Here is a 23,447-nt window from a genome sequence, read left to right as displayed (position 1 = left end):
GCCTCACCGCTCCCGGGTCGCCCCCGCGAGGTCCAGCGCCGCCGCTATCCGCAGCGCCACGTCCTCGGCGTACGACGCGTCGGAGCGCTCGAAGGGGGTGCGGGCGGCGCCGCGCAGGAAGGTCACCACGCCGAGTGTGCGGCCCCGGCTGCGCAGCACCGCGCACAGGGCGTGCACCGCGTCCCCGGGCCACTGGCGGCGCAGCGCCCATTCCCGGGCCAGTTCGGGCGGCACCGACCCGGCCTCCGCGCGCACGCACCCGGTGCGCTCCACACAGCTCAGCGCCGGATGCCCCGGCTCGTAGCGCACGGGCAGTCCGGCGGCCCCGGTGAGCACGCTGGGGCCCGGCGCCCCGGCGGGGGTGGCGGCGAGCCGTACGAGTCGTACCGCGCCCGCGCCCTGCGCGCCCGGTGCCCGCGGCGCGTCGGCGAGCCGGTCGATCAGGGCGTGGTCGGCGAACCCGGCGAGGGCGTAGTCGAGATGGACGGTGGCCGCCTCCAGCGGGTCCTCGCATTCGGCGGCGGCGCGGGCCGCGCGGTGCAGCTGCTTGGTGCGGAAGCGCAGCAGCGCGGCCTCCTGCTCGCCCCGCTTGGCCTCGGTGACGTCCGTGAAGAGCCAGCCGACCCCGAGCGGCACGGGCTCCTCGGCGAGCGGGGAGGCGAGCGGCAGGAAGGCGTTGCGCCAGCACCGGCGCTGCTCACCCTCGGCGGGGGCGCGCAGGGTGACCCACACCTCGGCGGGCGCGGGCGGCGCGCCCTCGGCGAGGACATGGGTGAGGGCGGCCTCCAGCTCCTCCACGCCCTGGGCGAGCAGTTCGCCGAGCGGCCGTCCGAGCGCGGAGGCGCGGCCGATGCCGAGGGCGCGCGAGGCGTGCGCGTTGACGACGGCGGGGCGCAGATCGGCGTCGACCAGGACGACACCCCACTCGGCGTCCTCGAACAGGGCCTCGCTCAGGGCGATGGACCGCTCCAGGTCGATCTGCGCGTGCACCTCGCTGAAGGCGCAGTACACGCCCGCGGGCTCGCCGTCGGCGTCCCGTACGGCGGCGGACTGGGTGCGGACGAGGACCCGGCCGCCGTCCTTGGTCAGCAGCGCGAACTCGTGCACCTGCCGTCCGGGCGCCCGCATCGCGGAGAGCAGCCGGGCCTGGACCTCCTCGGCGTCGGCGCTGCGCACGGCCCAGCCGGCGAACCCCTGGCGCCCGACCGCGTCCTTGGCGCTCCAGCCGAGGATCCGCTCGGCCTCGCGGTTCCAGTGGGTGACGACGCCGTCCGCGTCGAAGGCGCACAGCGCCGCGTCCATGCCGTCCAGCAGCGCGGCCAGCAGATCCGACCCGCCGGGACCCCCCGACGCGCCGGGCCGGTCGGGCCCGATCTCGTCGGTGGCCCCACTCCGCCGGGAAGCACTCACCTGGACCCCCTGCACGCTGCGTCGGCGCACGTAAGGCGCCCGTTCCGCTCACTGCCCCTCATTCAACTCGAACGTGACGCACCCCACATCCTGTTCCCTCAAGATGGACCGAATCAATCTCCGGCTCCCGTCACCGGAAGCCGCAGGTCGACCCGTTCGCCGCGCTCGTCGTCCAGCGCGTTCCCATAGACCACCGCCCCGAACCCCCGGCGCCGGAATTCGGGCGGCACCCGCGACCGTCCTCCCGCCGGTACCGCTCCTCCGTTCGGGCGATCCGGGGGCCCGGCGGGGGTCCCGGAAAAAACAGTTGAGTCCGCTCCGGCCGGTTCCTAGGCTGTAGGCACACGGAAGGGAGGTGGTTCGGCGAATGTATGCATACCGGACGCGTGAGGTGGCTGCGGGCTAGCGGCTCGTCACCACGCTCAGTGCGGTGCCGGACCGGCACGTGAGGGATACGTGCAGCCCGGCCCAATCCCAAGCAGTCACCCGACCCGCGAGCTGCCGGTACGTCCGGCCGGCTCCTCCTCGGAGGAACCCGGCTCGCGGGTCGTCTGCGTTTTCGGGGCCCTCAGGGGCTCAGGCGCTCGACCGTCCATGTGCCGTCCGGGCGGGCGGTGTAGCGCAGCCGGTCGTGCAGCCGGTTCTCGCGGCCCTGCCAGAACTCCACGGTCTCCGGTACGACCCGGAAGCCGCCCCAGTGCGGGGGCACCGGCACCCGCTCGTCCTCGGGATAGCGGTCCGCCAACTCGGCGTACGCGGCGTCCAGTTCGGCGCGCGAGCCGATCACCGTGGACTGCGCGCTGGCCCAGGCGCCCAGCTGGGAGCCGTGCGGCCGGGTGCGGAAGTAGGCCGCCGTCTCGTCCCGCCCGGTGCGCCGGACGCCGCCCGTGACGATGACCTGCCGGGCCAGCGGATGCCAGGGGAAGAGCAGCGAGACGTACGGGTTCGCCGTGAGGTCCCGGCCCTTGCGGGAGTCGTAGTTCGTGTAGAAGACGAAGCCCTCGGTGTCGAACTGCTTCATCAGCACGGTGCGTGAGCTGGGCCGCCCCTCGGCGTCCGCCGTGGCGACGACCATGGCGTTCGGCTCGTAGAGCGTGCCGTGGAGGGCCGCCCGGGCCGCATCCTCGAACCAGCGTGCGAACTGGTCCATGGGGTGCGTGGCGAGGTCCTGTTCGGCGAGTCCGTCGGCCCGGTACTGCTTGCGCATCGCGGCGGGGTCGAGGACGGGATCCAGGAGTGGTTCGCGGTCGGTCACGCGGTCATCTTGCCGTATCTAATGGGCCTGCCGGCCCCCAGTGTCGTCAAGTCTCTCCACGTACGACATAGAGGGCTATCGTGCTGATTCCAGGCCCGTTCAGAGCCGCGCCGCCCGCCCAGCACGAGGAGCCGTCTGATGTCCGACTTCGTACCCGGGCTCGAAGGAGTCGTAGCGTTCGAGACGGAGATCGCCGAACCGGACAAGGAGGGCGGCGCCCTGCGCTACCGGGGCGTCGACATCGAGGACCTGGTCGGCCATGTCTCCTTCGGCAACGTGTGGGGCCTCCTGGTCGACGGCTCCTTCAACCCGGGGCTGCCGCCCGCCGAACCCTTCCCCATCCCGGTCCACTCCGGTGACATCCGCGTGGACGTCCAGTCCGCGCTCGCCATGCTGGCCCCCGTCTGGGGACTCCAGCCCCTCCTCGACATCGACGAGCGCCAGGCGCGCGAGGACCTGGCGCGGGCCGCCGTCATGGCCCTGTCGTACGTCGCCCAGTCCGCGCGCGGGCAGGGCCTGGCGATGGTGCCGCAGCGGGAGATCGACAAGGCCAGGTCGGTCGTGGAGCGGTTCATGATCCGCTGGCGCGGGGAGCCGGATCCCCGGCATGTCGCGGCGGTCGACGCGTACTGGACGTCGGCCGCGGAACACGGCATGAACGCGTCCACGTTCACCGCCCGGGTCATCGCCTCCACCGGCGCGGACGTCTCCGCCGCGCTCTCGGGTGCCGTCGGCGCGATGTCCGGCCCGCTGCACGGGGGCGCGCCCTCCCGGGTGCTCGGGATGATCGAGGAGATCGAGCGCACCGGGGACGCGGAGGGCTATGTGAGGCGGGCCCTGGACCGGGGCGAGCGGCTCATGGGGTTCGGGCACCGGGTGTACCGGGCCGAGGACCCGCGGGCGCGGGTGCTGCGGCGTACGGCGCGGGAGTTGGGGGCGCCGAGGTTCGAGGTGGCGGAGGCGCTGGAGAAGGCGGCGCTGGAGGAACTGCACAGCCGCCGGCCGGACCGGGTGCTGGCCACGAACGTGGAGTTCTGGGCGGCGATCATGCTGGACTTCGCGGAGGTGCCGGCGCACATGTTCACGTCGATGTTCACGTGTGCGCGCACGGCGGGGTGGTCGGCGCACATCCTTGAGCAGAAGCGGACGGGCCGCCTGGTGCGGCCGACGGCCAGGTATGTGGGGCCGGGGGCGCGGCGCCCGCAGGACATCGAGGGGTATGCGGACATCGCCCGGTAAAAAGCCAGTAGGAAGCCAGTAGGGGGGTGGGCGGCGGAGCCGCGGACCGGCTCCGCCCCGCGTCCCTTCGGGCCGGTCACGCCGGTGTCAGCAAGTTCCCGTGATGCCGCTCCGCCACCAGCGGATGGGCCCGCAGCTTGCCCTTCAGCTCGTTGTAGCCGTACTCGGCGAACAGGGGGTTCGTCGGGTCGGTGGTGATGCCCGGGGCCCGGGTGGCGTGGGGGAAGGGGAGCGGGGCGACCTTGCCGTCCAGGCGGGGGTTGTAGAAGAACGGGATCGAGAAACGTTCCGTCGCCCCGGCCGGGCTGACCACGCGGTGGTTGGTGGCGAGGAGGTAGCCGTTGGTGGCGACCTCCAGGAGTTCGCCGAGGTTGACGACGAAGGCGTCCTCCAGCGGCGGCACGTCGTGGAAGCGGCCGTCCTCGCGCTGGACCTGGAGGCCGCCGACGGTGTCCTGGAGGAGCAGGGTGAGGAAGCCGTAGTCCTTGTGCGCGCCGACGCCCTGGTCCGCGCCGTCGCCCGCGCTGCCGGGGTAGCGGACCAGCTTGAGGTGCGGGTGGGCGCGGTCGCCGAAGATCGGGTCGTAGAAGTCGGCGGGGGCGCCGATGGCGGTCAGCAGCTCGTGCAGCAGGCGCTGGGCGACCGCGCTGAGCCGGTCGATCCAGGCGAGGGCGGCGGTGCGCAGCTCGGGCAGGGCGGCCGGCCACTGGTTGGGGCCCTGGAGCCACCAGTACGGCGGCTCGCCGGGGCCGGGCACCCGGGCGGGCCGCTCGGCGCCGATGTCGAGCTGGTCGCGCCAGTCGCGGGCGCCGCCGGTGCGCTCGTCGCCGGTGCGCGTATAGCCGCGGAAATGCGGGGAGTTGACGTTGTCCAGCGCCAGCCGGTCGGCCTCCGGGAGCGTGAAGAAGGCACGCATGGCGGAGATCAGCGCGTCGGTCTCGGCCCTGGTCACGCCGTGCCCGACCAGCTGGAAGAAGCCGACGTCGTGCGCGGCGCTGTGCAGCTGGGCGTGCAGCAGGTCCCGGCTCCGGGGGCCGCGGTCGGCGGCTGAGAGGTCGATGACGGGCAGCTGGTCGTACGACGCGGTCGTCGCGATGTGCGAGGTCATGGTGTGTCCGCAGGGTGTACGGGGCACGGGTGGCCGCAGGGGGTACGCGGCCCCCGGGTGCCGAAAAGGAAGAGTGCAGGACGCAGAGCGAGGCTGGGGGCTGGATCAGGCGGCGTGGCGCCGACAGCCCATGCTCGTGACGCGCACGAAATCCACGTGGCGGCGTCGGACGAGCATCAAAAGCATGCGCCCAGCGTACTGCGCGCACCGCGATAGGGATGTGGCCCGCCTCACTCCGCCGCAACCCGGCGGCGGCCCCGCGGCTCAGCCGAGCGACGCCTCGACCAGGGCCGCCCACTGGGCCACGACGCGTTCGCGGCGGGCCGTGTCGTCGGTGAGGACGTTGGCGAGGCCGAGGCCGCGGGCCATGTCGAGGAGGCCCTGGACGCTCTCGCGGACGCCGGGGCGGGACTCGTCGGCGCGCAGCAGGTCGACCGCGATGCGATGGGTCTCGCGGCCGACGCGGGCCTCCAGTTCGGTGACGCGGCCGCGCAGTTGCTCCTCGTTGGAGGCGGCCACCCACAGTTGCAGCGCGGCCCGGAAGAGGGGGCCGGTGTAGAGGTCGACCAGGGCGGTGACGACGGCCCGGCGGTCGCCCTGCGCGCCGTGCGGGAACAGGTCCCGCAGCGCGCTGGAGCGCTCTTCGGCGACGTACTCGACGGCCGCGGTGAACAGGTCCTCGCGGGTCGGGAAGTGGTGCTGGGCCGCGCCCCGGGAGACTCCGGCGCGCTCGGCGACGACGGCGACCGTGGAGCCCGCCCAGCCGTGTTCGGCGAGACAGGCGACGGCGGCCTCCAGGAGCCGCTGCCGGGTGGCCCGGCTGCGGTCCTGCTTGGGCTGCCGGTCGCGGTCCGTCCGAGGCCCGCGACCGCGGTCCGCCGTCGTGCTCATCTGCTCACACCACCCATGCCGGATCCCGCTTCTCCAGGAAGGCCGTCATCCCCTCCCGGGCCTGGTCGGAGCCGAACAGGCGGGCCGAGAGCGCGGTCAGGCCGGCCGCGTCCCGGTCGAATGTTTCCAGCACCCTAGCCGTGAGCAGCCGTTTCGTCTCCGCCAGGGCCTCGGGCGCGGAGCGGCGCAGCCCCTCCAGGGCGGGTGCCAGGGCCTCGTCCACGTCCCCGGCGGCGGCCGTGAGCAGCCCGGTGCGCACGGCCTCCTCGGGCCCGAAGCGCTCCCCGGTGAGGTAGTAGCGGGCCAGGGCGCGCGGATCGGCGCGCGGCAGCAGCGGCAGCGAGATCACCGCGGGGGCCACCCCGATGCGCACCTCGGTGAAGGCGAAGGTGGCCGCCGCGCCGGCGAAGGCCAGGTCGCAGGCGGCGAGCAGGCCGAGGCCGCCCGCGCGGACATGCCCGGTGACCCGGGCGAGGACCGGCTTTGGCAGTTCGACCAGCTGCCGCAGCAGGGCGACCAGCGCGTCCGGGTGCGGCGGTTCGCGCAGGTCGGCGCCGGCCGAGAAGGTGGTGCCGGTGTGGGTGAGGACGACGGCCCGTACGTCCGGGTCCTTGCCGCACTCGGCCAGCGCGTCGGCGAGGGCGGCGACGAGGCTCGCGGACAGCGCGTTGCGCGTGCCGGTGGCGTCCAGGCTGAGGGTCTCGACGCCGCGGGTGCGCGCGCGTCCGATGGTCGTGGTCATAGGCGCTCCCTGAGCTCGCGCCGCAGGATCTTCCCGGAGGCGGCGCGCGGCACGCTGCCGGTGAAGGTGACCTTGCGGACGCGTTTGTACGGTGCGACGCGCTCGGCGACGTAGAGCAGCACGTCGTTCTCGGTGGGTCCGCCGCCCTCGGAGCGGCGGACGACGAAGGCGTGCGGCACCTCGTTGCCGTCCTCGTCGTGGTCGCCGACGACGGCCGCGTCGGCGATGCCGGGGTGGGTGAGCAGCAGGGCCTCCAGTTCGGCGGGTGCCACCTGGAAGCCCTTGTACTTGATGAGTTCCTTCACCCGGTCCACCACGAACAGCCAGCCGTCGCCGTCCACTTGGCCGACGTCTCCGGTGTGCAGCCAGCCGTCCGGGTCGATCAGCGCGGCGGTGTCCTCGGGCCGCCCGAGGTAGCCCTTCATCACCTGGGGCCCCCGGATCAGGATCTCCCCGGCCTCGCCCGCGCCGAGGTCACGGGCGGGGCCGTCCAGGGCGACGATCCGCATCTCGGTGCCCGCGATCAGCTTGCCGACGGTTCCGGCGGGCGCGTCGTGCAGCCGGTCGAGCGGGACGACATGGCTGCCCGGGGACAGTTCGGTCATGCCGTAGGCCTGGCCGATCGGGGGCAGTCCGAGGCGGCGCGCGCAGGCGCGGGCGAGCGCGGCGTCCAGCGGGGCGGCGGCGCACAGGACGTACTGGAGGGAGGAGAGGTCGTAGCGGGTGACCGCCGGGTGCTTGGCGAGGGCGAGGACGATCGGCGGGGCGACGTAGAGGCCGGTGATGCGGTGCCTCTCGATCGCGGCGAGGAAGGTCTCCAGGTCGAAGCGGGGCAGCACGACGACCGTGCTGCCGAGGCGCAGGGGCGCGTTCATGAGCGCGGTCAGGCCGTAGATGTGGAAGAACGGCAGGACGGCGAGGATGCGCTCGCCGGGCCCGGTGGGCGCGATCGACTGCAACTGGGCCAGGTTCGTGCCGATCTGCCGATGGGTGAGCATCACGCCCTTGGGCACGCCGGTGGTGCCGGAGGAGTACGGCAGCACCGCGACGTCCTGCGCCGGATCGAACGCCACGTCCGGCTCGGGTGCCGCCGTGCCGAGCAGGTCGATCAGCGAGCGGTGCCCGGGCGCGCTGTCGCACACGAGGATCTCCCGTACGCCGCCCGCGAGTTCGGCGGCACGGCGGGCGGTGGTCAGCAGCGGGGAGACGGTGACGAGCCAGCGGGTCCCGCTGTCGCGCAGCTGCTTGGCCAACTCCTCGGCGGTGGCGAGCGGATGGGCCGTGGTGACGGTGGCGCCCGCGCGGGTGGCGGCGTAGAAGGCGGTCGGGAAGGCGATGGTGTTGGGGCTGTGCAGGGCGAGAACATCGCCCTTGCGGACGCCCGCCTCGGCGAACGCGGCGGCGAGCCGCCGGTGGAACCGGTCCACCTGCTCGTACGTGAGCGTGGTCCCGTCCGTGCCGTCGACCAGCGCGGGCCGCTCGCCGAAGTCGGCCGCATGGCCCAGCACGGCGTCATGGACGGGGAGTTCGACGGGCGGGACGGACGCGTACTCGCTGCGGAACACGGTTCCTCCAAGCGGCTGCGGCTCAGTACGACTTGGGCAGGCCCAGGCTCTGGTGGGAGACGTAGTTGAGGATCATCTCGCGGCTCACCGGCGCGATACGGGCCACCCGCGCGGCCGTGACCAGCGAGGCGAGCCCGTACTCGCGGGTGAGGCCGTTGCCGCCGAGGGTGTGCACGGCCTGGTCGACGGCCTTCACACATGCCTCACCGGCCGCGTACTTGGCCATGTTGGCGGCCTCGCCCGCGCCGATGTCGTCGCCCGCGTCGTAGAGACGGGCCGCCTTCTGCATCATCAGCCGGGCCAGCTCCAGGTCGATGTGCGCCTGGGCCAGGGGGTGCGCGATCGCCTGGTGGGCGCCGATGGGCGTCTTCCAGACGGTGCGGTCGCGGGCGTACTCGATGGCCCGGCCGAGCGCGTACCGGCCCATTCCGATGGCGAAGGCGGCCGTCATGATGCGCTCCGGGTTGAGCCCGGCGAACAGCTGGAGCAGGCCCGCGTCCTCGTCGCCGACGAGCGCGTCCGCAGGGAGGCGTACATCGTCCAGGACCAGCTCGAACTGCTTCTCCGCGGCCTTGAGTTCCATGTCGATCGGCCGCTTCTGGAAGCCGGGCGCGTCCGTCGGCACGATGAACAGGCAGGGCTTGAGGCGGCCGGTGCGGGCGTCCTCGGTGCGGCCGACGATCAGTACCGCGTCGGCCATGTCCACACCGGAGATGAACACCTTGCGGCCGGTGAGCAGCCAGTCGGCGCCGTCGCGGCGGGCCGTGGTGGTGATGCGGTGGCTGTTGGAACCCGCGTCGGGTTCGGTGATGCCGAACGCCATCAGCTTGGTGCCGTCGGCGAGACCGGGGAGCCAGTCGCGTTTCTGCGCGCCGGTGCCGAAGCGGGAGATCACGGTGCCGCAGATGGCGGGGGACACGACGAGCATGAGGAGGGGGGAACCGGCGGCGCCCAACTCCTCCAGCACGATGGAGAGTTCGGTGATACCGCCGCCGCCACCGCCGTGCTCCTCGGGGAGGTTGACGCCGAGATAGCCCAGTTTCCCGGCCTCGGACCAGAGTTCGGTGAGGGGTTTGCCCTCGGCGAGGGTGCGGGTGAGGTAGTCGCGGCCATAGCGGTTGCCGAGGGCGGACACGGCGGACCGGAGTGCCTTGTGCTCTTCGGATTCGATGAGGGTGGTCATGCGATTCCTCCGGGTGCGGGTTGTGTGTGGTCACTCGCGCGGTTCCCCGCGCCCCTCAGGCCGGCCGTACCACCGCCAGCAACAGGCCGGGCTCCACCTGTTGTCCCGGCTCGGCGTGGAGGGCGGTCAGGGTTCCTGCGGCGGGCGCCGAGATCTGGTGCTGCATCTTCATCGCCTCCAGCCAGATCAGGGGCTGTCCGGCGATGACCGTCGCGCCCTCTGTCAGGCCCTCGGCGACACGTACGACCGTGCCGGGCATCGGCGCCACCAGAGAGCCCGGGGCGAGCTGGGCCGTGGGATCGGGGAAGCGGGGCAACGCGATCAGCCGCTCGGCGCCGACGTACACCTCGTCGCCGTACCGCGCGACCGCGAACGCCCGCCGTACGCCGTCCGCTTCGAGTACGACCGTGCCCGCGTCGGCGCGTACGACCCGTACCCCGTCCGCCGCCAGGCCCTCGCGGGTGTGCCGGTAGCGGACCTCGGTCTCCTCCCCCGCCACCTCGTACCGCTTGGCCTGGTCCTGGGACGGCACATTGCGCCAGCCGCCGAAGCGGGAGCGGCCGTGGGCGTCGGCGAGGGCGGCGGCGAGCGGGGCGAGGGGGTCGGGGGCGGGCGTCGTGAGGGCGGCGAGGTGGCGGTCGTAGAAGCCGGTGTCCATGCGGCCGGAGGTGAACTCCTCGTTTCGCAGGGAGCGGACGAGCAGGTCGCGGTTGGTGGCGGGGCCGTGCAGCACCGCCGATTCCAGGGCGCCCGCGAGCCGCCGGACCGCCTCCGCGCGGGTCGGGGCGTGGGCGACGAGCTTGGCGAGCATCGGGTCGTAGTGGACGCCGATGGGGTCACCGTCGCCGTAGCCGGTGTCGAGGCGGACACCCGGCGGTACGGCGAGCCGGTGCAGGGTACCGGTCTGCGGGGCCCAGTCGCGGGCCGGGTCCTCGGCGTAGAGGCGGACCTCGATCGCGTGGCCGCGCGGGCTCGGCGGGTCCTTCTCCAGGGCGTGGCCCTCGGCGACCCGGATCTGCTCGGCGACCAGGTCGAGCCCGAACACCGCCTCGGTCACCGGGTGTTCGACCTGGAGGCGGGTGTTCATCTCCAGGAAGTGCGCGCGGCCGTCGGCGACCAGGAACTCGACGGTGCCCGCGCCGACGTAGGAGACGGCGCGCGCGGCCCGTACCGCCAGTGTCCGCAGCTCCTGCGCGAGGCGTTCGGGCAGACCGGGCGCCGGGGCCTCCTCGACCACCTTCTGGTGGCGGCGCTGGAGGGAGCAGTCGCGGGTGCCGAGCGGCCAGACGGTGCCATGGGTGTCGGCGAGGATCTGCACCTCGATGTGGCGGCCGTTCTCCAGGTACGGCTCCACGAACACCTCGCCGTCCCCGAAGGCGCTCGCCGCCTCGGCGCGCGCCCCTTCCAGGGCGCCCCGGAGCTCGTCCAGGCGGCGCACGATCCGCATCCCGCGCCCCCCGCCGCCGGCCGCCGCCTTCACCAGCACCGGCAGGTCCCCCTGGGTGACCTCCCCCAGGGGTTCGAGGCCCATCAGCCGCTTGGCGCGCGTCTTGGACGCCATCGCCTCGATGGCCTCGGGGGACGGCCCGATCCAGGTCAGACCGGCGTCCAGGACCTCGCGGGCGAAGTCCGGGTTCTCGGAGAGGAAGCCGTAACCGGGGTGCACGGCGTCCGCGCCGGCGGCGAGGGCGGCCTTGACGATCAGGTCGCCGCGCAGATAGGTGTCGGCGGGTGCCGCCCCCGGCAGCCGTACCGCCGCGTCCGCCCGGCGGGTGTGCAGGGCGTGCTCATCGGCGTCCGAGTACACGGCGACCGTACGGATGCCCAGGTCGGAGCAGGTGCGGAAGATACGGCAGGCGATCTCGCCGCGGTTGGCGACCAGCAGTGTCTGGATCATGGGCCTCACATCCGGAAGACGCCGAAGCCGCCGCGCGCGCCCTCGTAGGGGGCGGTGTGGATCGCGGAGAGGCACAGGCCGAGGACGGTACGGGTGTCGCGCGGGTCGATGACGCCGTCGTCGTAGAGCCGCCCGGACAGGAACATCGGCAGCGACTCGGACTCGATCTGCTGCTCCACCATGGCGCGCAGGGCGGCGTCCGCGTCCTCGTCGTACGGCCGGCCCTTCGCCGCCGCCGACTGCCGGGCGACGATCGACAGCACCCCCGCGAGCTGCTGCGGGCCCATGACGGCGGACTTGGCGCTGGGCCAGGCGAACAGGAAGCGGGGGTCGTAGGCGCGGCCGCACATGCCGTAGTGGCCGGCGCCGTAGGAGGCGCCCATGAGGACGGAGAGGTGCGGGACCCGGGAGTTGGACACCGCGTTGATCATCATCGCGCCGTGCTTGATGATCCCGCCCTGCTCGTACTCCCGCCCGACCATGTAGCCGGTGGTGTTGTGCAGGAAGAGCAGCGGGATGTCGCGCTGGTTGGCGAGCTGGATGAACTGGGCGGCCTTCTGCGACTCCGCGCTGAACAGCACCCCTTGGGCGTTGGCGAGGATGCCGACGGGGTAGCCGTGCAGGGCGGCCCAGCCGGTCACCAGGCTGGTGCCGTACAGCGGCTTGAACTCGTCGAAGTCGGAGCCGTCCACGATCCGGGCGACGACCTCGCGCGGATCGAAGGGGATCTTGAGGTCGCCGGGGACGATGCCCAGCAGCTCCTCCGGGTCGTACTTGGGCGGTTCGGCCGGACCCGGGTCGGCGTGCGCCTTGCGGTGGTTGAGGCGCCCGACCACCCTGCGGGCCTGGCGCAGGGCGTCACGCTCGTCCACGGCGAAGTGGTCGGCGAGCCCGGAGACGCGGGCGTGCATCTCGGCGCCGCCCAGGGACTCGTCGTCGCTCTCCTCGCCGGTGGCCATCTTCACCAGCGGCGGCCCGCCGAGGAACACCTTGGCCCGTTCCTTGACCATGATCACGTGGTCGGACATGCCGGGGACGTAGGCGCCGCCCGCCGTGGAGTTGCCGAAGACGACGGCCACGGTCGGGATCCCGGCGGCCGAAAGCCGGGTGAGATCACGGAAGATGGCGCCGCCGGGGATGAAGATCTCCTTCTGCGAGGGCAGATCGGCGCCGCCCGACTCCACCAGGCTGACGCAGGGCAGCCGGTTGGCGAGCGCGATGTCGTTGGCGCGCAGGGCCTTCTTCAGGCTCCAGGGGTTGCTGGCGCCGCCGCGCACGGTCGGGTCGTTGGCGGTGATCAGGCACTCCACACCCGCGACCACGCCGATGCCGGTGACGAGCGAGGCGCCGACGGCGTACTCGCTGCCCCAGGCGGCGAGCGGGGACAGCTCCAGGAACGGGGTGTCCGGGTCGAGGAGCAGCTCGATGCGTTCACGGGCGAGCAACTTGCCGCGATCGCGGTGCCGTTGGACGTACTTCTCGCCGCCGCCCGCGAGCGCCCTGGCGTGTTCGCCGTCCAGCTCGGCGAGTTTGCCGAGCATGGCCGCGCGGTGGGCCGTGTAGTCGGGGTGGTGGGTGTCCAGGGCCGTGTCGAGGACGGTCACAGCAAGGCCTCCGGGATGTCCAGGTGGCGGGAGCGCAGCCATTCGCCGAGGGCCTTGGCCTGCGGGTCGAAGCGGTGCCGGGAGGCGACGCCGGCGCCGAGGATGCCGGTGACGACGAAGTTCAGGGCGCGCAGCCCGGGGAGCAGGTGGCGGGTGACGGGCAGGTCGCGGCTCTCGGGGATCAGCTCCCGGAACCGGTCCGCCGTCAGCTCGTGCGCGAGCCACCGCCATGCCTCGTCGGTACGGGCCCACACCCCCACGTTGGCGTTCCCGCCCTTGTCCCCGCTGCGGGCACCGGCGACGAGGCCGAGGGGGGCGCGGCGGGTGGGGCCGGGCGGGAGCGGGTCGGGCAGTTCCGGGGGCGGGGTCTCCTCCAGGGGGCGCGTCCGCGGGGGCGGGGGGACCCTTACGGGCCGTCCGTCGGGGAGGACGGCCGTGTGGGGCACCTCCCCCTGGGGCACGTAGGCGTCCTCGAAGATCCCGTAGGGGTCGCCCTTGCCGGGCGGGGCGAGCACATGGAAGCCGGGGTAGCTGGCGAGCGCCAGCTCGATGGCCGCCCCGCTGAGCGCCCGCCCGACGGCCTTCTGGTCGGGATCCCGTACGACGAGACGCAGCAGGGCGCTCGCGGTCTCCTCGCTGTCGGCGTCGGGGCGGTCGGTGCGGACCAGTTCCCAGCGGACGTCGGCGGGCGGCGACTTCGCGAGCTCCCTCGCCAGCTGGTCCTTGACGAGTTCCGCCTTGGCCTCGATGTCGAGCCCGGTGAGCACGAAGACGACCTCGTTGCGAAAGCCCCCGAGTCTGTTGAGCCCCACCTTGAGGGACGGCGGGGGCGCCTCCCCCCTCACCCCTTCGATCCGCACCCGGTCGGGCCCGTCCTGGCGCAGCCGGACGCTGTCCAGCCGGGCGGTGACATCGGGTCCGGCGTACCGGGCGCCCCCGGTCTCGTACAGCAGCTGCGCGGTGACCGTGCCGACGTCCACGAAGCCGCCGGTGCCGGGGTGCTTGGTGATGACGCTGCCGCCGTCGGCGTGGATCTCGGCGAGCGGGAAGCCGGGCCGTCGTACGTCGCCCTCCTGGAAGAACGCGTAGTTCCCGCCGGTGGCCTGTGTCCCGCACTCCAGCACGTGCCCGGCGACGACGGCCCCGGCCAGCTTGTCGAACTCCCCCGGCTGCCAGCCGAAATGGGCCGCGGCGGGTCCGGTGACGAGGGCCGCGTCGGTCACCCGCCCGGTGACGACGATGTCCGCGCCCGCCCGCAGGCACTCGGCGATGCCGAACCCGCCGAGGTAGGCGCGGGCGGCGAGGGTGCCGGGGTGGCCGGCGGCCAGGTCGTCGCCCTCGACGTGCGCGACACGGAGGGGGATGCCGAGCCGGCCGGCCGACTCGCGTATGTGCGCGGCGAGTCCGGCGGGGTTGAGGCCGCCCGCGTTGGTGACGATCCGCACCCCGCGCTCCCGGACCAGGCCGAGGCAGTCCTCCAGTTGGCGCGGGAAGGTGCGGGCGTATCCGGCGCCGGGGTCCTTCAGCCGGTCGCGGGCGAGGATCAGCATGGTGAGTTCGGCGAGGTAGTCGCCGGTGAGGACGTCGAGTTCGCCGCCGGTGAGCATCTCGCGCAGGGCGGCGGAGCGGTCGCCGTAGAAGCCGGAGAAGTTGCCTATCCGCAGGGGGTTCACCGGCCGGATCCCTCGACCGGCCCGGCCGTCTCCTCCGCCGTCCTCGGCTTCCGGCCGCTTCCCGGTGGGCCCGCGAAGGCCTGGGCGATGTCCAGCCAGCGGTCCGCGTCCGGGCCCGTGGCGGTCAGGGCGAGATCGTCGCGGTGGGCGCGCTGGGTGACCAGGAGGCAGAAGTCGAGCGCCGGTCCGGTGACGTGCTGCGGGGCGTCGTCGAGGCCGTACTCCCACACGGCGCCGCTCGGTGCGGTGAGCCGGACGCGGAACTCCTCGGCGGGCGGGGTGAGTCCGTGCACCGTGTACGCGAAGTCCCGGGTGCGCACGCCGAGTCGGGCGATGTGGGCGAGGCGGTCGGTGGGGGCGGGGTCGATACCGAGTGCGTCGGCGACGTCCAGACCGTGGGCCCAGGTCTCCATGAGGCGGGCGGTGGCCATGGAGGCGACGGCCATCGGCGGCCCGAACCAGGGGAAACGGGCGCCGGGTTCGGCCGCGCGCAGGGCCCGGTCGAGGGCGTCGCGTCCGGACCGCCATCGCGCGAGCAGTTCCGCGGGCGGCAGTCCGGCGCTCTCCTTCGCGCCCTCGTCCACGAAGGAGTCGCCGTGGGCGAGGGCCTTCCCGACCAGCGCGCGGAACGCGTCCGCGTCGGTGACGGCGGCCAGCGCCGCGTGGTCGGTCCAGGCGAGGTGGGCGATCTGGTGGGCGACGGTCCAGCCGGGCGCCGGGGTGGCGAGCGCCCACCGCTCGGGCGTCAACCCGGCGACGAGCCGGTCCAGTTCTTCGCTCTCGGCACGCAGATCGTCGATGACGGGCGTCGGGTCGGCCATGAGGGGAGCATGGCAGCGGACATGGAAACAATCAAGCGTGCTTGCATGATTTATTGCGCCGGTTTCCCGGGTCCGGAGTCCGGGACAGGCCCGGGTTCACCCCCGGGACAGGCCCGGGTTCACCCCCGGGACGGACCCGGGTTCACCCCAGGAGTGAGGCGAGAGTCTCCGTGAAGGAGTCGGCCGAGTGGTCGGCGTGCGCGCGGATCCGCTCGGCCACGGCGGCCGCTCCCCCGCCCTCCACCAGCCGGACGATCCGCTCGGCCCGCCGTTCGTGCCCCTCGGGGCTGTCGCCGACGGTGGGGAGGTAGAAGTCGGCCGCGTCGTACGCCATGTGCAGGACGTGCTTCTTCACATCGCTGAGCGTCAGGTAGTCGCGGTCGGTCGTCGGCACCGGCTCGGGCGCGCCGACGCAGACCACCGGGGTGCCGGCGCCCCAGGCGTTGACGCACAGGTGGTAGGTGTCGGTGATGACGAGGCGGTAGCGGGGCAGGACGCCGAGCAGATCGCCGACGGTGGGCTCACCGGGTCGGGTGGGAAGGTGCCCGACCTGGCGCGGGACGTCCCCGTCGAACCAGGGGATCCATTCCAGGGGCGCGTCCAGCCGCTCCGCGAGCCCCTGACAGAACCCGGGGAGCCAGTCGGGGATCTTCGTACGGGCCCCGAGGAACACCCCGATCGCCCCGCCGTCCGGGAGGCCCTGCGACCAGGACGTGACCGGGAGGCGGTCCAGATCGCCGGGGCGGTTCAGCAGGGCCGCGTCGGAGCCGAAGTGGTCGGCCGTACGGTCCCCGCGCAGATGCCCGAGCTTGGCCGCCGACAGCGGATCGCGCAGCCAGACGCGGCGGCTGCGCGTCATCAGCCGGGTGAACAGGGGACCGTACTCCTTGTCCTCGTAGTCCGACTGCGTGTTGTGCAGGATCGTGCCGCCGTAGCTGAGGGTGCGGTCGAGCAGGTCGTCCGGCTGGTCGGCGAGCAGCAGCGTCCGGTTGAGCAGGGCGCGGGCGGCGCTCCGGTCCTTGACGAGCCCGTAGTCGAGGAGCCGGTTGGAGGCGTCCTGGACGAGGTAGTGCCGGGCGTGCAGGAAGTCGCCCCAGAAGACGACCGCGTCGTGCTCGCGCAGGGTGTCGGCCTCGTCGATCAACGACCTGAATCGGAAGGGCAGTTCCGCGCCGCGCACGCCCTCCCGCAGCCCCCGCAGCGGCACGGTCTGCGGCAGATGCAGCGTGTACCAGCTCGCCTCGAACCCGTACCCCATCCGCCGCCGCATCGCCTCGAAGGCCAGGTCGACGGTCAGCATCCCGGTGTTGCGGTAGCCGATGTTGGGCGCGGTGATGACGGCGACACGTGCCATGCGTTCCTGTTCCCCTGCCTGTTTCCGGCGCCCCCGAGGACGCCACGGACCCCTCCCCGCCAACGTACACATCGCCCCCGTCCCCGGCCCGGCCCACCCCTGCCCATTCGGCCAACCCGCCCCGGGAATCCGGGCACCGGGCGGGCGGCAGGTGCCGTACCGTCGGCGGACGGCCGATGCGGACGGGTACGTCGGGGAAGCGGTCGCGGCGGGGTACGACGCCTCGTGCGCGGAGATGTTCGCGCCGCGCGTCGTGGCACCGGCCGTGGAGTTCCTGGCCGGGCTCGCCGGGGACGGGGGCCGGGCGCTGAAGCTGGGGGTATGGACCGGACGGATCGCGTTGCCCCTGGCCGGGCGCGGGGTGCGGGTGCACGGGATCGACCGGTCGCGGGCCATGGTGGAGCGGCTGCGCGCCGAGCCCGGCGGGACGGCGGTCCCGGTCACGATCGGGGACTTCGCCACGACCAGGGTGCCGGGCACCTTCGACGTCGCCTATCCGGTCTTCGACACGGTCATGAACCTGACCTCCCAGGACGCCCAGGTCGACTGCTTCCGCACCGCCGCCGCCCAGCTGGAGCCCGGGGGCTGTTCCGTCGTGGCGGTCGGGGTGCCCGAGCTGCGGCGGCTGCCGCCGGGGCAGGAGGCGGTGCCGGGCGCACGGGCGGCGGCTGGGGTTCGACGTGTACGACGTGGCGACGCAGTCGGCCGGCTCGCACCACGTGGAGGTCGCGGACGGCCGGGGCACCTACCGCGCGATCCCCTTCCGGTACGTCTGGCCGGCCGAGCTGGACCTCATGGCCCGGCTCGCCGGGATGCGGCTGCGGGAGCGGTGGAGCGGTGGAGCGGCTGGGAACGCTCGGCGTTCACCGGCGAGAGCCGCCGGCATGTGTCGGTGTGGGAGAAGACCGGCGCGTGGTGACCGCTACCGGACCACCGCGCTCCCACGGCCCCTACGCGTCCAGGACCGGTGCCTTGGCCCGGCCCACCTGGGTGCGCACCGCGCCGATGCTCGCTGCGATGACCAGGACGATCGCGGCGATCTCCGGGGCGGAGAGAGCCTGGCCGAGGATGAGGAAGCCGGCGGCGGCGGCGAGGGCCGGGTCCAGGCTCATCAGGATGGCGAAGGTGGCGGCAGGCAGGTTGCGCAGGGCCAGGAGTTCGAGGGTGTAGGGCAGGACCGAGGAGAGCACGGCCACCGCCGCGCCGAGGCCGAGCGTGGCCGGGTCGAGCAGGCGCTCGCCGGAGGAGGCGACGCCGAGCGGCAGGACGAGCAGCGCCGCGACCGTCATGGCCAGCGCCAGCCCGTCCGCCTGCGGGAAGCGCCGGCCGGTACGCGCGCTGAAGACTATGTACGCCGCCCACATCACGCCCGCGCCGAGCGCGAAGCCCACCCCCGCGGGGTCCACCCCGCCGAAGCCCCCGCCGCCGAGCAGGAACACGCCGCCCAGGGCGAGCGCCGCCCACACGACATTGACCAGACGGCGGGAGGACACGACCGAGAGCGCGAGCGGGCCGAGCACCTCCAGGGTGACGGCGGGGCCGAGCGGGATACGGGCCACGGCCTCGTAGAACAGGCTGTTCATACTGCCCACCGCGATGCCGAAGGCGATCACCGTGCCCCAGTCGGCGCGCGAGTGGCCGCGCAGCCGGGGACGGCAGAACAGCAGCAGGATCACGGCCGACACGACGAGCCGGAGCGTCACCACGCCCAGCGCGCCCGCCCTCGGCATCAGCGCCACCGCGAGCGCCCCGCCGAACTGCACCGACACCCCGCCGGCCAGCACCAGCCCCACCGGCCCGAGCGAGCCGGGACGGCCCGGGGTGCCTGAGGACCCGGACGTCGTCGCGGACGATCCGGAAGGGGCGCTGGGGGTGTTGACGGTGCTCACGGCGGTCCCGGTGCTCGACTCAGATCATGTACAGCTCCCTGTACTACCCGGTCCAGGGTAGTAGACCCCGTCAGGAGTGTGAACCTCCCATGTCACTGTCCTGGATGCTGAGATACGCCCCTCTCGCATGACGGGCGCCCGCCCGCCGACCCCCTCAGCGGCGCGCCATGTACACATCGAACGCCTTGTGCAGCAGGCGGTTCAGCGGGAAGTCCCACTCGCCCACGTACTCCGCCGCCCCGCCGCCCGCGCCCACCTTGAAGCGGAGCAGGCCGAGGAGGTGGTCGGACTCCTCCAGGGTGTCGGTGATGCCCCGGAAGTCGTAGACATGGGCGCCCAGCTCATGGGCGTCGCACATCATCCGCCACTGCATCGCGTTGTTGGGCTGCACCTCCCGCTTCCGGCTGGTGGAGGCGCCATAGGAGTACCAGACATGGCCGCCGACGATCAGCATCGTGGCCGCGGCGAGCACCTCGCCGTCGTGCTGGGCGAGGTACAGCCGCATCCGGTCCGGGTCCTCGGCGGTGAGCGCCGTCCACATCCGCTGGAAGTACGACAGCGGGCGCGGGATGAAACGGTCCCGCTCCGCCGTCTCCGCGTACAGCTCGTAGAAGGCCGGCAGATCTGCGTAGTCCCCCTGTACGACCTTCACCCCCGCCTTCTCGGCCTTCTTGATGTTGCGCCGCCACTGCTGGTTGAGCCCGCGCTGGATGTCCTCCAGGGACCGCCCGGCGTACGGCACCTGGCAGACGTACCGGGGCTGCCCGGCGGCGAAGCCGTCCTCGCCGCCGGGCTCGCTCTGCCGCCAGCCCATCCGGCGCAGCCGGTCGACGAGGGCGAGCGCCCCCGGTTCCTCGGAGGTCGGCGGCGCGTCCCGCAGCCGGTGCGCGTCCGGGTCGGCGATGGCGGCCTTGACCGCCTCGGGGCTCCACCGCCGCACCACCACGGGCGGGCCCATCTTCACCGAGAAGGCGCCGAGCCCCTTGAGGTGGGCCAGCATCGGGTCCAGCCAGCGCTCCAGGTCGGGCGCCTCCCAGTCGATGACCGGTCCCTCCGGCAGGTACGCCAGATACCGCTTCAGCTTGGGCAGCGGCCGCAGCAGCACCAGCCCCACCCCGACGAGCCGCCCGTCCGCCTCGAACCACCCCAGGCTCTCCGCCCGCCAGTCCGGCTTCACGTCCCCCCAGGACGGCAGCTGGAGGTGGCTGGCCGAGGGGCGGCCCGCCACGAAGGCGAGGTGTTCGGCCCGGGTGACCGGACGGACGGTGAGGCTCATACGCGTTGCTCCTTCACGGCTCGCTGATCACCTCAGATTAGGGTCTTTCGTTCGGATCAGGCCGGATCAGGGAGCGGGGTCTGGTGCCGTGCGTCGCAAGGCGGAGGAGGGCGGCGTGGCGGAGCCATGGCAACCGACGACAACGCCGCGAGGCGCGCGGTGCCAGGGCCCGCGAGCCCGGCGTGATCCAAACGAGAGGCCCTAGGGAAGCGGCCGTCCACCGGCGGCCCGCCGTCCGCCCTCCCCCGCGGTCGTGGCCCCGTCCGGCGCGCCCGCGTCCCGGTCCAGGGCCTCGGCCAGCACCTCCGCCAGGTGCCGTGCGCGCACCGCGCCCAGTTGCTCCAGCTGGGTGCGGCAGGAGTAGCCGTCGGCGAGGACCACGGTGCCCGGGGCCGCCTCCCGTATCGAGGGCAGCAGCCGCTCCTCCGCGCAGGCCCGGGAGACCTCGAAGTGGCCCTTCTCGAAGCCGAAGTCGCCGGCCAGGCCGCAGCAGCCGCCGGAGAGTTCCCCGGTGAGACCGGCCGACTCGCGCAGCCGGCGGTCCGGGGCGTCGCCGAGCACCGCGTGCTGATGGCAGTGGGTCTGACCGGCGACGGGTCGGTCCACGGCGGGCGGGGTCCAGCGCGGGGCGTGCCGCTCCAGAACCTCGGCGAAGGTGAGGACGGCGGCGGCGAGCCGGGGTGCGCGCGGGTCGTCGTGCAGGAGTTCCGGCAGGTCGGTGCGCAGGGCGGCCGCGCAGCTCGGTTCCAGCACGACGACCGGGAGGCCCGCGCGCAGCACCGGCTCCATCAGGTCGAGCGTGCGGCGCAGCACCGCACGGGCGCGGTCCAGCTGGCCGGTGGAGACGTAGGTCAGCCCGCAGCAGACCCGGGCGTGGCGGGCCGGGAGGAGGGAGGGGATGAGGGACGACAGGAGGGAGGGGGCCGGGGCGTCGGGGGTGGCTGCCGTGGGCGAGCCGCGGTGCGGCAGCCGGGTCGGGGGGAGGGTCACCCGCAGCCCGGCGGCCTCCAGGACGCGGACGGCCGCGCGGCCGACCGAGGGGGACAGATGCTCGGTGAAGGTGTCCGGCCAGAGGACGACCAGGTCCCCGGCGCCCTGGGCCCGCGCGGGCTTCCGGCGCCGCCACCAGCCGGTGAAGGTCCTCGGGGCGAGCCGGGGGAGCCGCCGCTCGGGCGCGATCCCGCCGAGGCGTTTCGCGGCGGCCGCCAGGGGCGGGACGGCGGCGAGCGCGTTGAGGAGGGGAGCCGTTCGGGTGCGGGCGATCCGGCGCAGCCACTCGGGCAGGCGGCCCATGCTGTGGTGGGCGGCGGGGCGGCGGCGGTCCGCGTAGTGGTGGTGCAGGAACTCGGCCTTGTAGGTGGCCATGTCGACGCCCACCGGGCAGTCCGTGCGGCAGCCCTTGCAGGCGAGGCAGAGATCGAGGGCGTCGCGCACCTCGGTGGAGCGCCAGCCGTCGGTGATCAGCTCCCCGGCCAGCATCTCGTGCAGCAGCCGGGCCCGGCCCCGGGTGGAGTGCTCCTCCTCGCCGGTCGCCCGGAACGACGGGCACATCACGGCGGGGCCCGCCTCCGTGGTCGTACGGCACTTGGCCACGCCGACACAGCGGCGGACGGCCGCGCGGAAGTCGCCGCCGTCGGCCGGGTAGCCGAAGGCCACGTCCACGGGTTCGGCCGGGAGCACGGAGAAGCGGAGGTTGCCGTCCAGCGGGGCGGGGCGGACCAGCATGCCGGGGTTGAGCAGGTCGTCCGGGTCCCAGAGGGCCTTGGCGCGCTCGAACAGGCGCACCGTCTCGGCGCCGTACATCCGGGGCAGCAGTTCCGCGCGGGCCTGACCGTCGCCGTGCTCCCCGGACAGCGAGCCGCCGTGCGCCACCACCAGGTCGGCCAGGTCCTCCGAGAAGCGCCGGAAGCGGCCGATCCCGTCCTGGGTGAGCAGGTCGAAGTCGATGCGGACGTGGATACAGCCGTCGCCGAAGTGACCGTACGGAGTGCCGCGCAGGGCGTGGGAGGAGAGCAGGGCGCGGAAGTCGCGGAGGTAGGCGCCGAGCCGGGCGGGGGGCACCGCGCAGTCCTCCCAGCCGGGCCAGGCCTCGGAGCCGTCCGGCATCCGGGTCGCCGTGCCGCTCGCGTCCTCGCGGATGCGCCACAGGGTCCGCTGGGCGGCGGGCTCGGTCACCACCAGGGCGTCCACGACATCCGCGGCCCGGACGATCTCCTCCGCGCGGGCCCGGGCCGCCGCCTCCGACTCCCCGCCCGTCTCCACGAACAGCCAGGCGCCGCCCCTGGGCAGTCCGGCCCCCGGAGGCACCAGGTCGGCGGCCATGCCCTCCACCGTCAGCGGGTTGTGCGGCAGGAGACCGGCGGCGGCCTCGGCGGCGGCGCTCTCGTCGCCGTACCCCAGCACCGCGAGCGCGCGGGCGGGCGGGGCCTCGACCAGGCGTACGACCGCCTCGGTGAGGATGCCGAGGGTGCCCTCGGAGCCGCAGAAGGAGCGGGCCACGTCGGCGCCCTTCTCCGGCAGCAGCGCGTCCAGCGCGTACCCGGAGATGCGGCGGGGCAGGTCCGGGAAGCCGGTGCGCAGCCGCGCCAGCTCGCCCTCCGCCAGCTCCCGCAGCCCCTCGGGCGCGCCGACCCACCCCGGCCCGAGCCACAGCCGCCGGCCGCGCGCGGTGAGCACGTCCAGCTCCGCGATGTTGTCGGCGGTGGTCCCCCAGGCCACCGAGTGGGAGCCGCAGGAGTTGTTGCCGATCATGCCGCCGAGGGTGCAGCGGCTGTGCGTGGACGGATCGGGTCCGAAGCGCAGGCCGTGCGGGGCGGCGGCGCGCTGGAGGCTGTCGAGGACCAGGCCGGGCTGGACGACGGCCGTGCGGGTGCCGGGGTCCAGCTCCACCAGGCGGTCCATGTGGCGCGTGAAATCCAGTACGACCCCGGTGCCGGTGGCCTGCCCGGCGATCGACGTGCCCCCGCCGCGGGCGACCACGGGCACGCCGCGCGTCCGGCACACCTCCAGCGCCGCCGCCACGTCCTCGGCGTCCCGGGGGGCGACCACTCCTGCGGGGACGCGCCGGTAGTTGGAGGCGTCCATGGTCATGAGCGCGCGGGCGGTGGCGTCGAAGCGGACCTCACCGCGGAGGCGGGCGCGCAGCTCGGCTTCGAGGGCGGAGAGGGCGGAGGGGGCGGAGGGGGGCAAGGGGACGCGGGAGGCTTGGGAGGCCGAGGAGGGTTGAGGGGCTGAGGGGGCCGAGGGGGCTTGGGGGGCCGAGGAGGTCGAGGAGGCTTCGGGCGGCGAGGGGGCTTGGGGAGCCGGGGTGGCCTCGGGAGCCGGGGTGGCTTTGGGAGCCGGGGTGGCTTTGGGTGCTTGGGGGGCCGAGGGGTTCACCCCGTCCGTGCGATCCGTCATGCGTTCAGAATGCATCCGATCACCGACCGTCATCGAAAGTTATCCACAGCCCCACCTTGATCCTCGTACAAGCACACCCGTGATCGTCGTACGACATGACAGTCCGTGCCTTCAAGTTCTTGTCTCATCCGACGGACACGG

16 protein-coding genes and 1 pseudogene are annotated in these 23,447 nt (G+C 73.7%); 2 read left to right on the top strand and 15 right to left on the bottom strand.

All coding sequences use genetic code 11. The features are described 5' to 3' along the window. Positions 1–3: 3 nt before the first annotated feature. Entirely contained in the window at positions 4–1,410 is a 1,407-nt protein-coding gene (locus tag QHG49_RS19795; RefSeq protein ID WP_145485928.1) for a PAS domain-containing protein, read from the bottom strand. A 568-nt stretch (positions 1,411–1,978) separates the two neighbouring features. Beyond that, positions 1,979–2,665, bottom strand: coding sequence for a pyridoxamine 5'-phosphate oxidase (pdxH, locus tag QHG49_RS19790; RefSeq protein WP_145485927.1), 687 nt, complete (start codon positions 2,663–2,665; stop codon positions 1,979–1,981). Positions 2,666–2,803: 138 nt separating this feature from the next. Between pdxH and QHG49_RS19785 the strand changes: the two genes are divergently transcribed. Then, positions 2,804–3,904 carry a citrate synthase 2 gene (locus tag QHG49_RS19785; RefSeq protein WP_159702442.1) on the top strand — a complete coding sequence of 367 codons (1,101 nt, stop codon included), beginning with the start codon at positions 2,804–2,806 and terminating at the stop codon, positions 3,902–3,904. 76 nt (positions 3,905–3,980) lie between these two features. Here the strand turns inward: QHG49_RS19785 and QHG49_RS19780 are convergent, their stop codons facing one another. The 10 genes from QHG49_RS19780 to QHG49_RS19735 all read right to left on the bottom strand — a co-directional run bounded on the left by QHG49_RS19780 (position 3,981) and on the right by QHG49_RS19735 (position 16,742). Then, on the bottom strand, positions 3,981–5,012 hold the full coding sequence (locus QHG49_RS19780) for an isopenicillin N synthase family oxygenase (RefSeq protein WP_145485925.1): 1,032 nt from the start codon (positions 5,010–5,012) through the stop codon (positions 3,981–3,983). Positions 5,013–5,276: 264 nt separating this feature from the next. Continuing rightward, on the bottom strand, positions 5,277–5,903 hold the full coding sequence (locus QHG49_RS19775) for a TetR/AcrR family transcriptional regulator (protein WP_145485924.1): 627 nt from the start codon (positions 5,901–5,903) through the stop codon (positions 5,277–5,279). Positions 5,904–5,907: 4 nt separating this feature from the next. Next, positions 5,908–6,645 carry an enoyl-CoA hydratase family protein gene (locus tag QHG49_RS19770; protein WP_159702448.1) on the bottom strand — a complete coding sequence of 246 codons (738 nt, stop codon included), beginning with the start codon at positions 6,643–6,645 and terminating at the stop codon, positions 5,908–5,910. Continuing rightward, a complete protein-coding gene (locus QHG49_RS19765) occupies positions 6,642–8,210 on the bottom strand; it encodes a 4-coumarate--CoA ligase family protein (RefSeq protein WP_301490546.1) in 1,569 nt (522 codons plus the stop codon). The genes QHG49_RS19770 and QHG49_RS19765 overlap by 4 nt, the downstream gene beginning before the upstream one ends. A 22-nt stretch (positions 8,211–8,232) precedes the next feature. Beyond that, positions 8,233–9,393, bottom strand: coding sequence for an acyl-CoA dehydrogenase family protein (locus QHG49_RS19760; RefSeq protein ID WP_301490545.1), 1,161 nt, complete (start codon positions 9,391–9,393; stop codon positions 8,233–8,235). Positions 9,394–9,448: 55 nt separating this feature from the next. After that, complete coding sequence (locus QHG49_RS19755; protein WP_301490544.1) at positions 9,449–11,290, bottom strand: biotin carboxylase N-terminal domain-containing protein; 1,842 nt, start codon at positions 11,288–11,290, stop codon at positions 9,449–9,451. A gap of 5 nt (positions 11,291–11,295) precedes the next feature. After that, on the bottom strand, positions 11,296–12,894 hold the full coding sequence (locus tag QHG49_RS19750; protein WP_145485919.1) for an acyl-CoA carboxylase subunit beta: 1,599 nt from the start codon (positions 12,892–12,894) through the stop codon (positions 11,296–11,298). Then, positions 12,891–14,567, bottom strand: coding sequence for an acyclic terpene utilization AtuA family protein (locus tag QHG49_RS19745; protein WP_301490543.1), 1,677 nt, complete (start codon positions 14,565–14,567; stop codon positions 12,891–12,893). The genes QHG49_RS19750 and QHG49_RS19745 overlap by 4 nt, the downstream gene beginning before the upstream one ends. After that, on the bottom strand, positions 14,564–15,388 hold the full coding sequence (locus tag QHG49_RS19740; RefSeq protein ID WP_301490542.1) for a TIGR03084 family metal-binding protein: 825 nt from the start codon (positions 15,386–15,388) through the stop codon (positions 14,564–14,566). The genes QHG49_RS19745 and QHG49_RS19740 overlap by 4 nt, the downstream gene beginning before the upstream one ends. Positions 15,389–15,530: 142 nt before the next feature. Beyond that, complete coding sequence (locus QHG49_RS19735; RefSeq protein WP_145485916.1) at positions 15,531–16,742, bottom strand: polysaccharide pyruvyl transferase family protein; 1,212 nt, start codon at positions 16,740–16,742, stop codon at positions 15,531–15,533. Positions 16,743–16,893: 151 nt separating this feature from the next. Here QHG49_RS19735 and QHG49_RS19730 point away from each other — a divergent pair. Further along, positions 16,894–17,661: pseudogene (locus tag QHG49_RS19730) on the top strand (class I SAM-dependent methyltransferase). Positions 17,662–17,692: 31 nt separating this feature from the next. On the opposite strand, the gene QHG49_RS19725 reads toward QHG49_RS19730, so the two are convergent. The 3 genes from QHG49_RS19725 to QHG49_RS19715 all read right to left on the bottom strand — a co-directional run bounded on the left by QHG49_RS19725 (position 17,693) and on the right by QHG49_RS19715 (position 22,997). After that, entirely contained in the window at positions 17,693–18,631 is a 939-nt protein-coding gene (locus QHG49_RS19725; protein WP_301490541.1) for a DMT family transporter, read from the bottom strand. Positions 18,632–18,785: 154 nt separating this feature from the next. Next, positions 18,786–19,907: a peptidoglycan bridge formation glycyltransferase FemA/FemB family protein gene (locus tag QHG49_RS19720; protein WP_301490540.1), complete on the bottom strand. Its 1,122-nt coding sequence runs from the start codon at positions 19,905–19,907 to the stop codon at positions 18,786–18,788. Between the two features lie 201 nt (positions 19,908–20,108). After that, positions 20,109–22,997 carry an FAD-binding and (Fe-S)-binding domain-containing protein gene (locus QHG49_RS19715; protein ID WP_301492855.1) on the bottom strand — a complete coding sequence of 963 codons (2,889 nt, stop codon included), beginning with the start codon at positions 22,995–22,997 and terminating at the stop codon, positions 20,109–20,111. Between the last annotated feature and the right edge of the window lie 450 nt (positions 22,998–23,447).

Source organism: Streptomyces sp. WP-1 (assembly GCF_030450125.1).
GTDB lineage: Bacteria > Actinomycetota > Actinomycetes > Streptomycetales > Streptomycetaceae > Streptomyces > Streptomyces incarnatus.
Note: the sequence above shows the minus strand (reverse complement) of the source record. Positions and strands in the feature narration are given on the sequence as shown.

Coding starts and splice junctions, on each gene's coding strand:
- QHG49_RS19785 (WP_159702442.1), top strand. CDS start 2,804: ATGTCCGACTTCGTACCCGGGCTCGAAGGAGTCGTAGCGTTCGAGACG.
- QHG49_RS19780 (WP_145485925.1), bottom strand. CDS start 5,012: ATGACCTCGCACATCGCGACGACCGCGTCGTACGACCAGCTGCCCGTC.
- QHG49_RS19775 (WP_145485924.1), bottom strand. CDS start 5,903: ATGAGCACGACGGCGGACCGCGGTCGCGGGCCTCGGACGGACCGCGAC.
- QHG49_RS19770 (WP_159702448.1), bottom strand. CDS start 6,645: ATGACCACGACCATCGGACGCGCGCGCACCCGCGGCGTCGAGACCCTC.
- QHG49_RS19760 (WP_301490545.1), bottom strand. CDS start 9,393: ATGACCACCCTCATCGAATCCGAAGAGCACAAGGCACTCCGGTCCGCC.
- QHG49_RS19755 (WP_301490544.1), bottom strand. CDS start 11,290: ATGATCCAGACACTGCTGGTCGCCAACCGCGGCGAGATCGCCTGCCGT.
- QHG49_RS19740 (WP_301490542.1), bottom strand. CDS start 15,388: ATGGCCGACCCGACGCCCGTCATCGACGATCTGCGTGCCGAGAGCGAA.
- QHG49_RS19735 (WP_145485916.1), bottom strand. CDS start 16,742: ATGGCACGTGTCGCCGTCATCACCGCGCCCAACATCGGCTACCGCAAC.
- QHG49_RS19720 (WP_301490540.1), bottom strand. CDS start 19,907: ATGAGCCTCACCGTCCGTCCGGTCACCCGGGCCGAACACCTCGCCTTC.
- QHG49_RS19715 (WP_301492855.1), bottom strand. CDS start 22,997: ATGACCATGGACGCCTCCAACTACCGGCGCGTCCCCGCAGGAGTGGTC.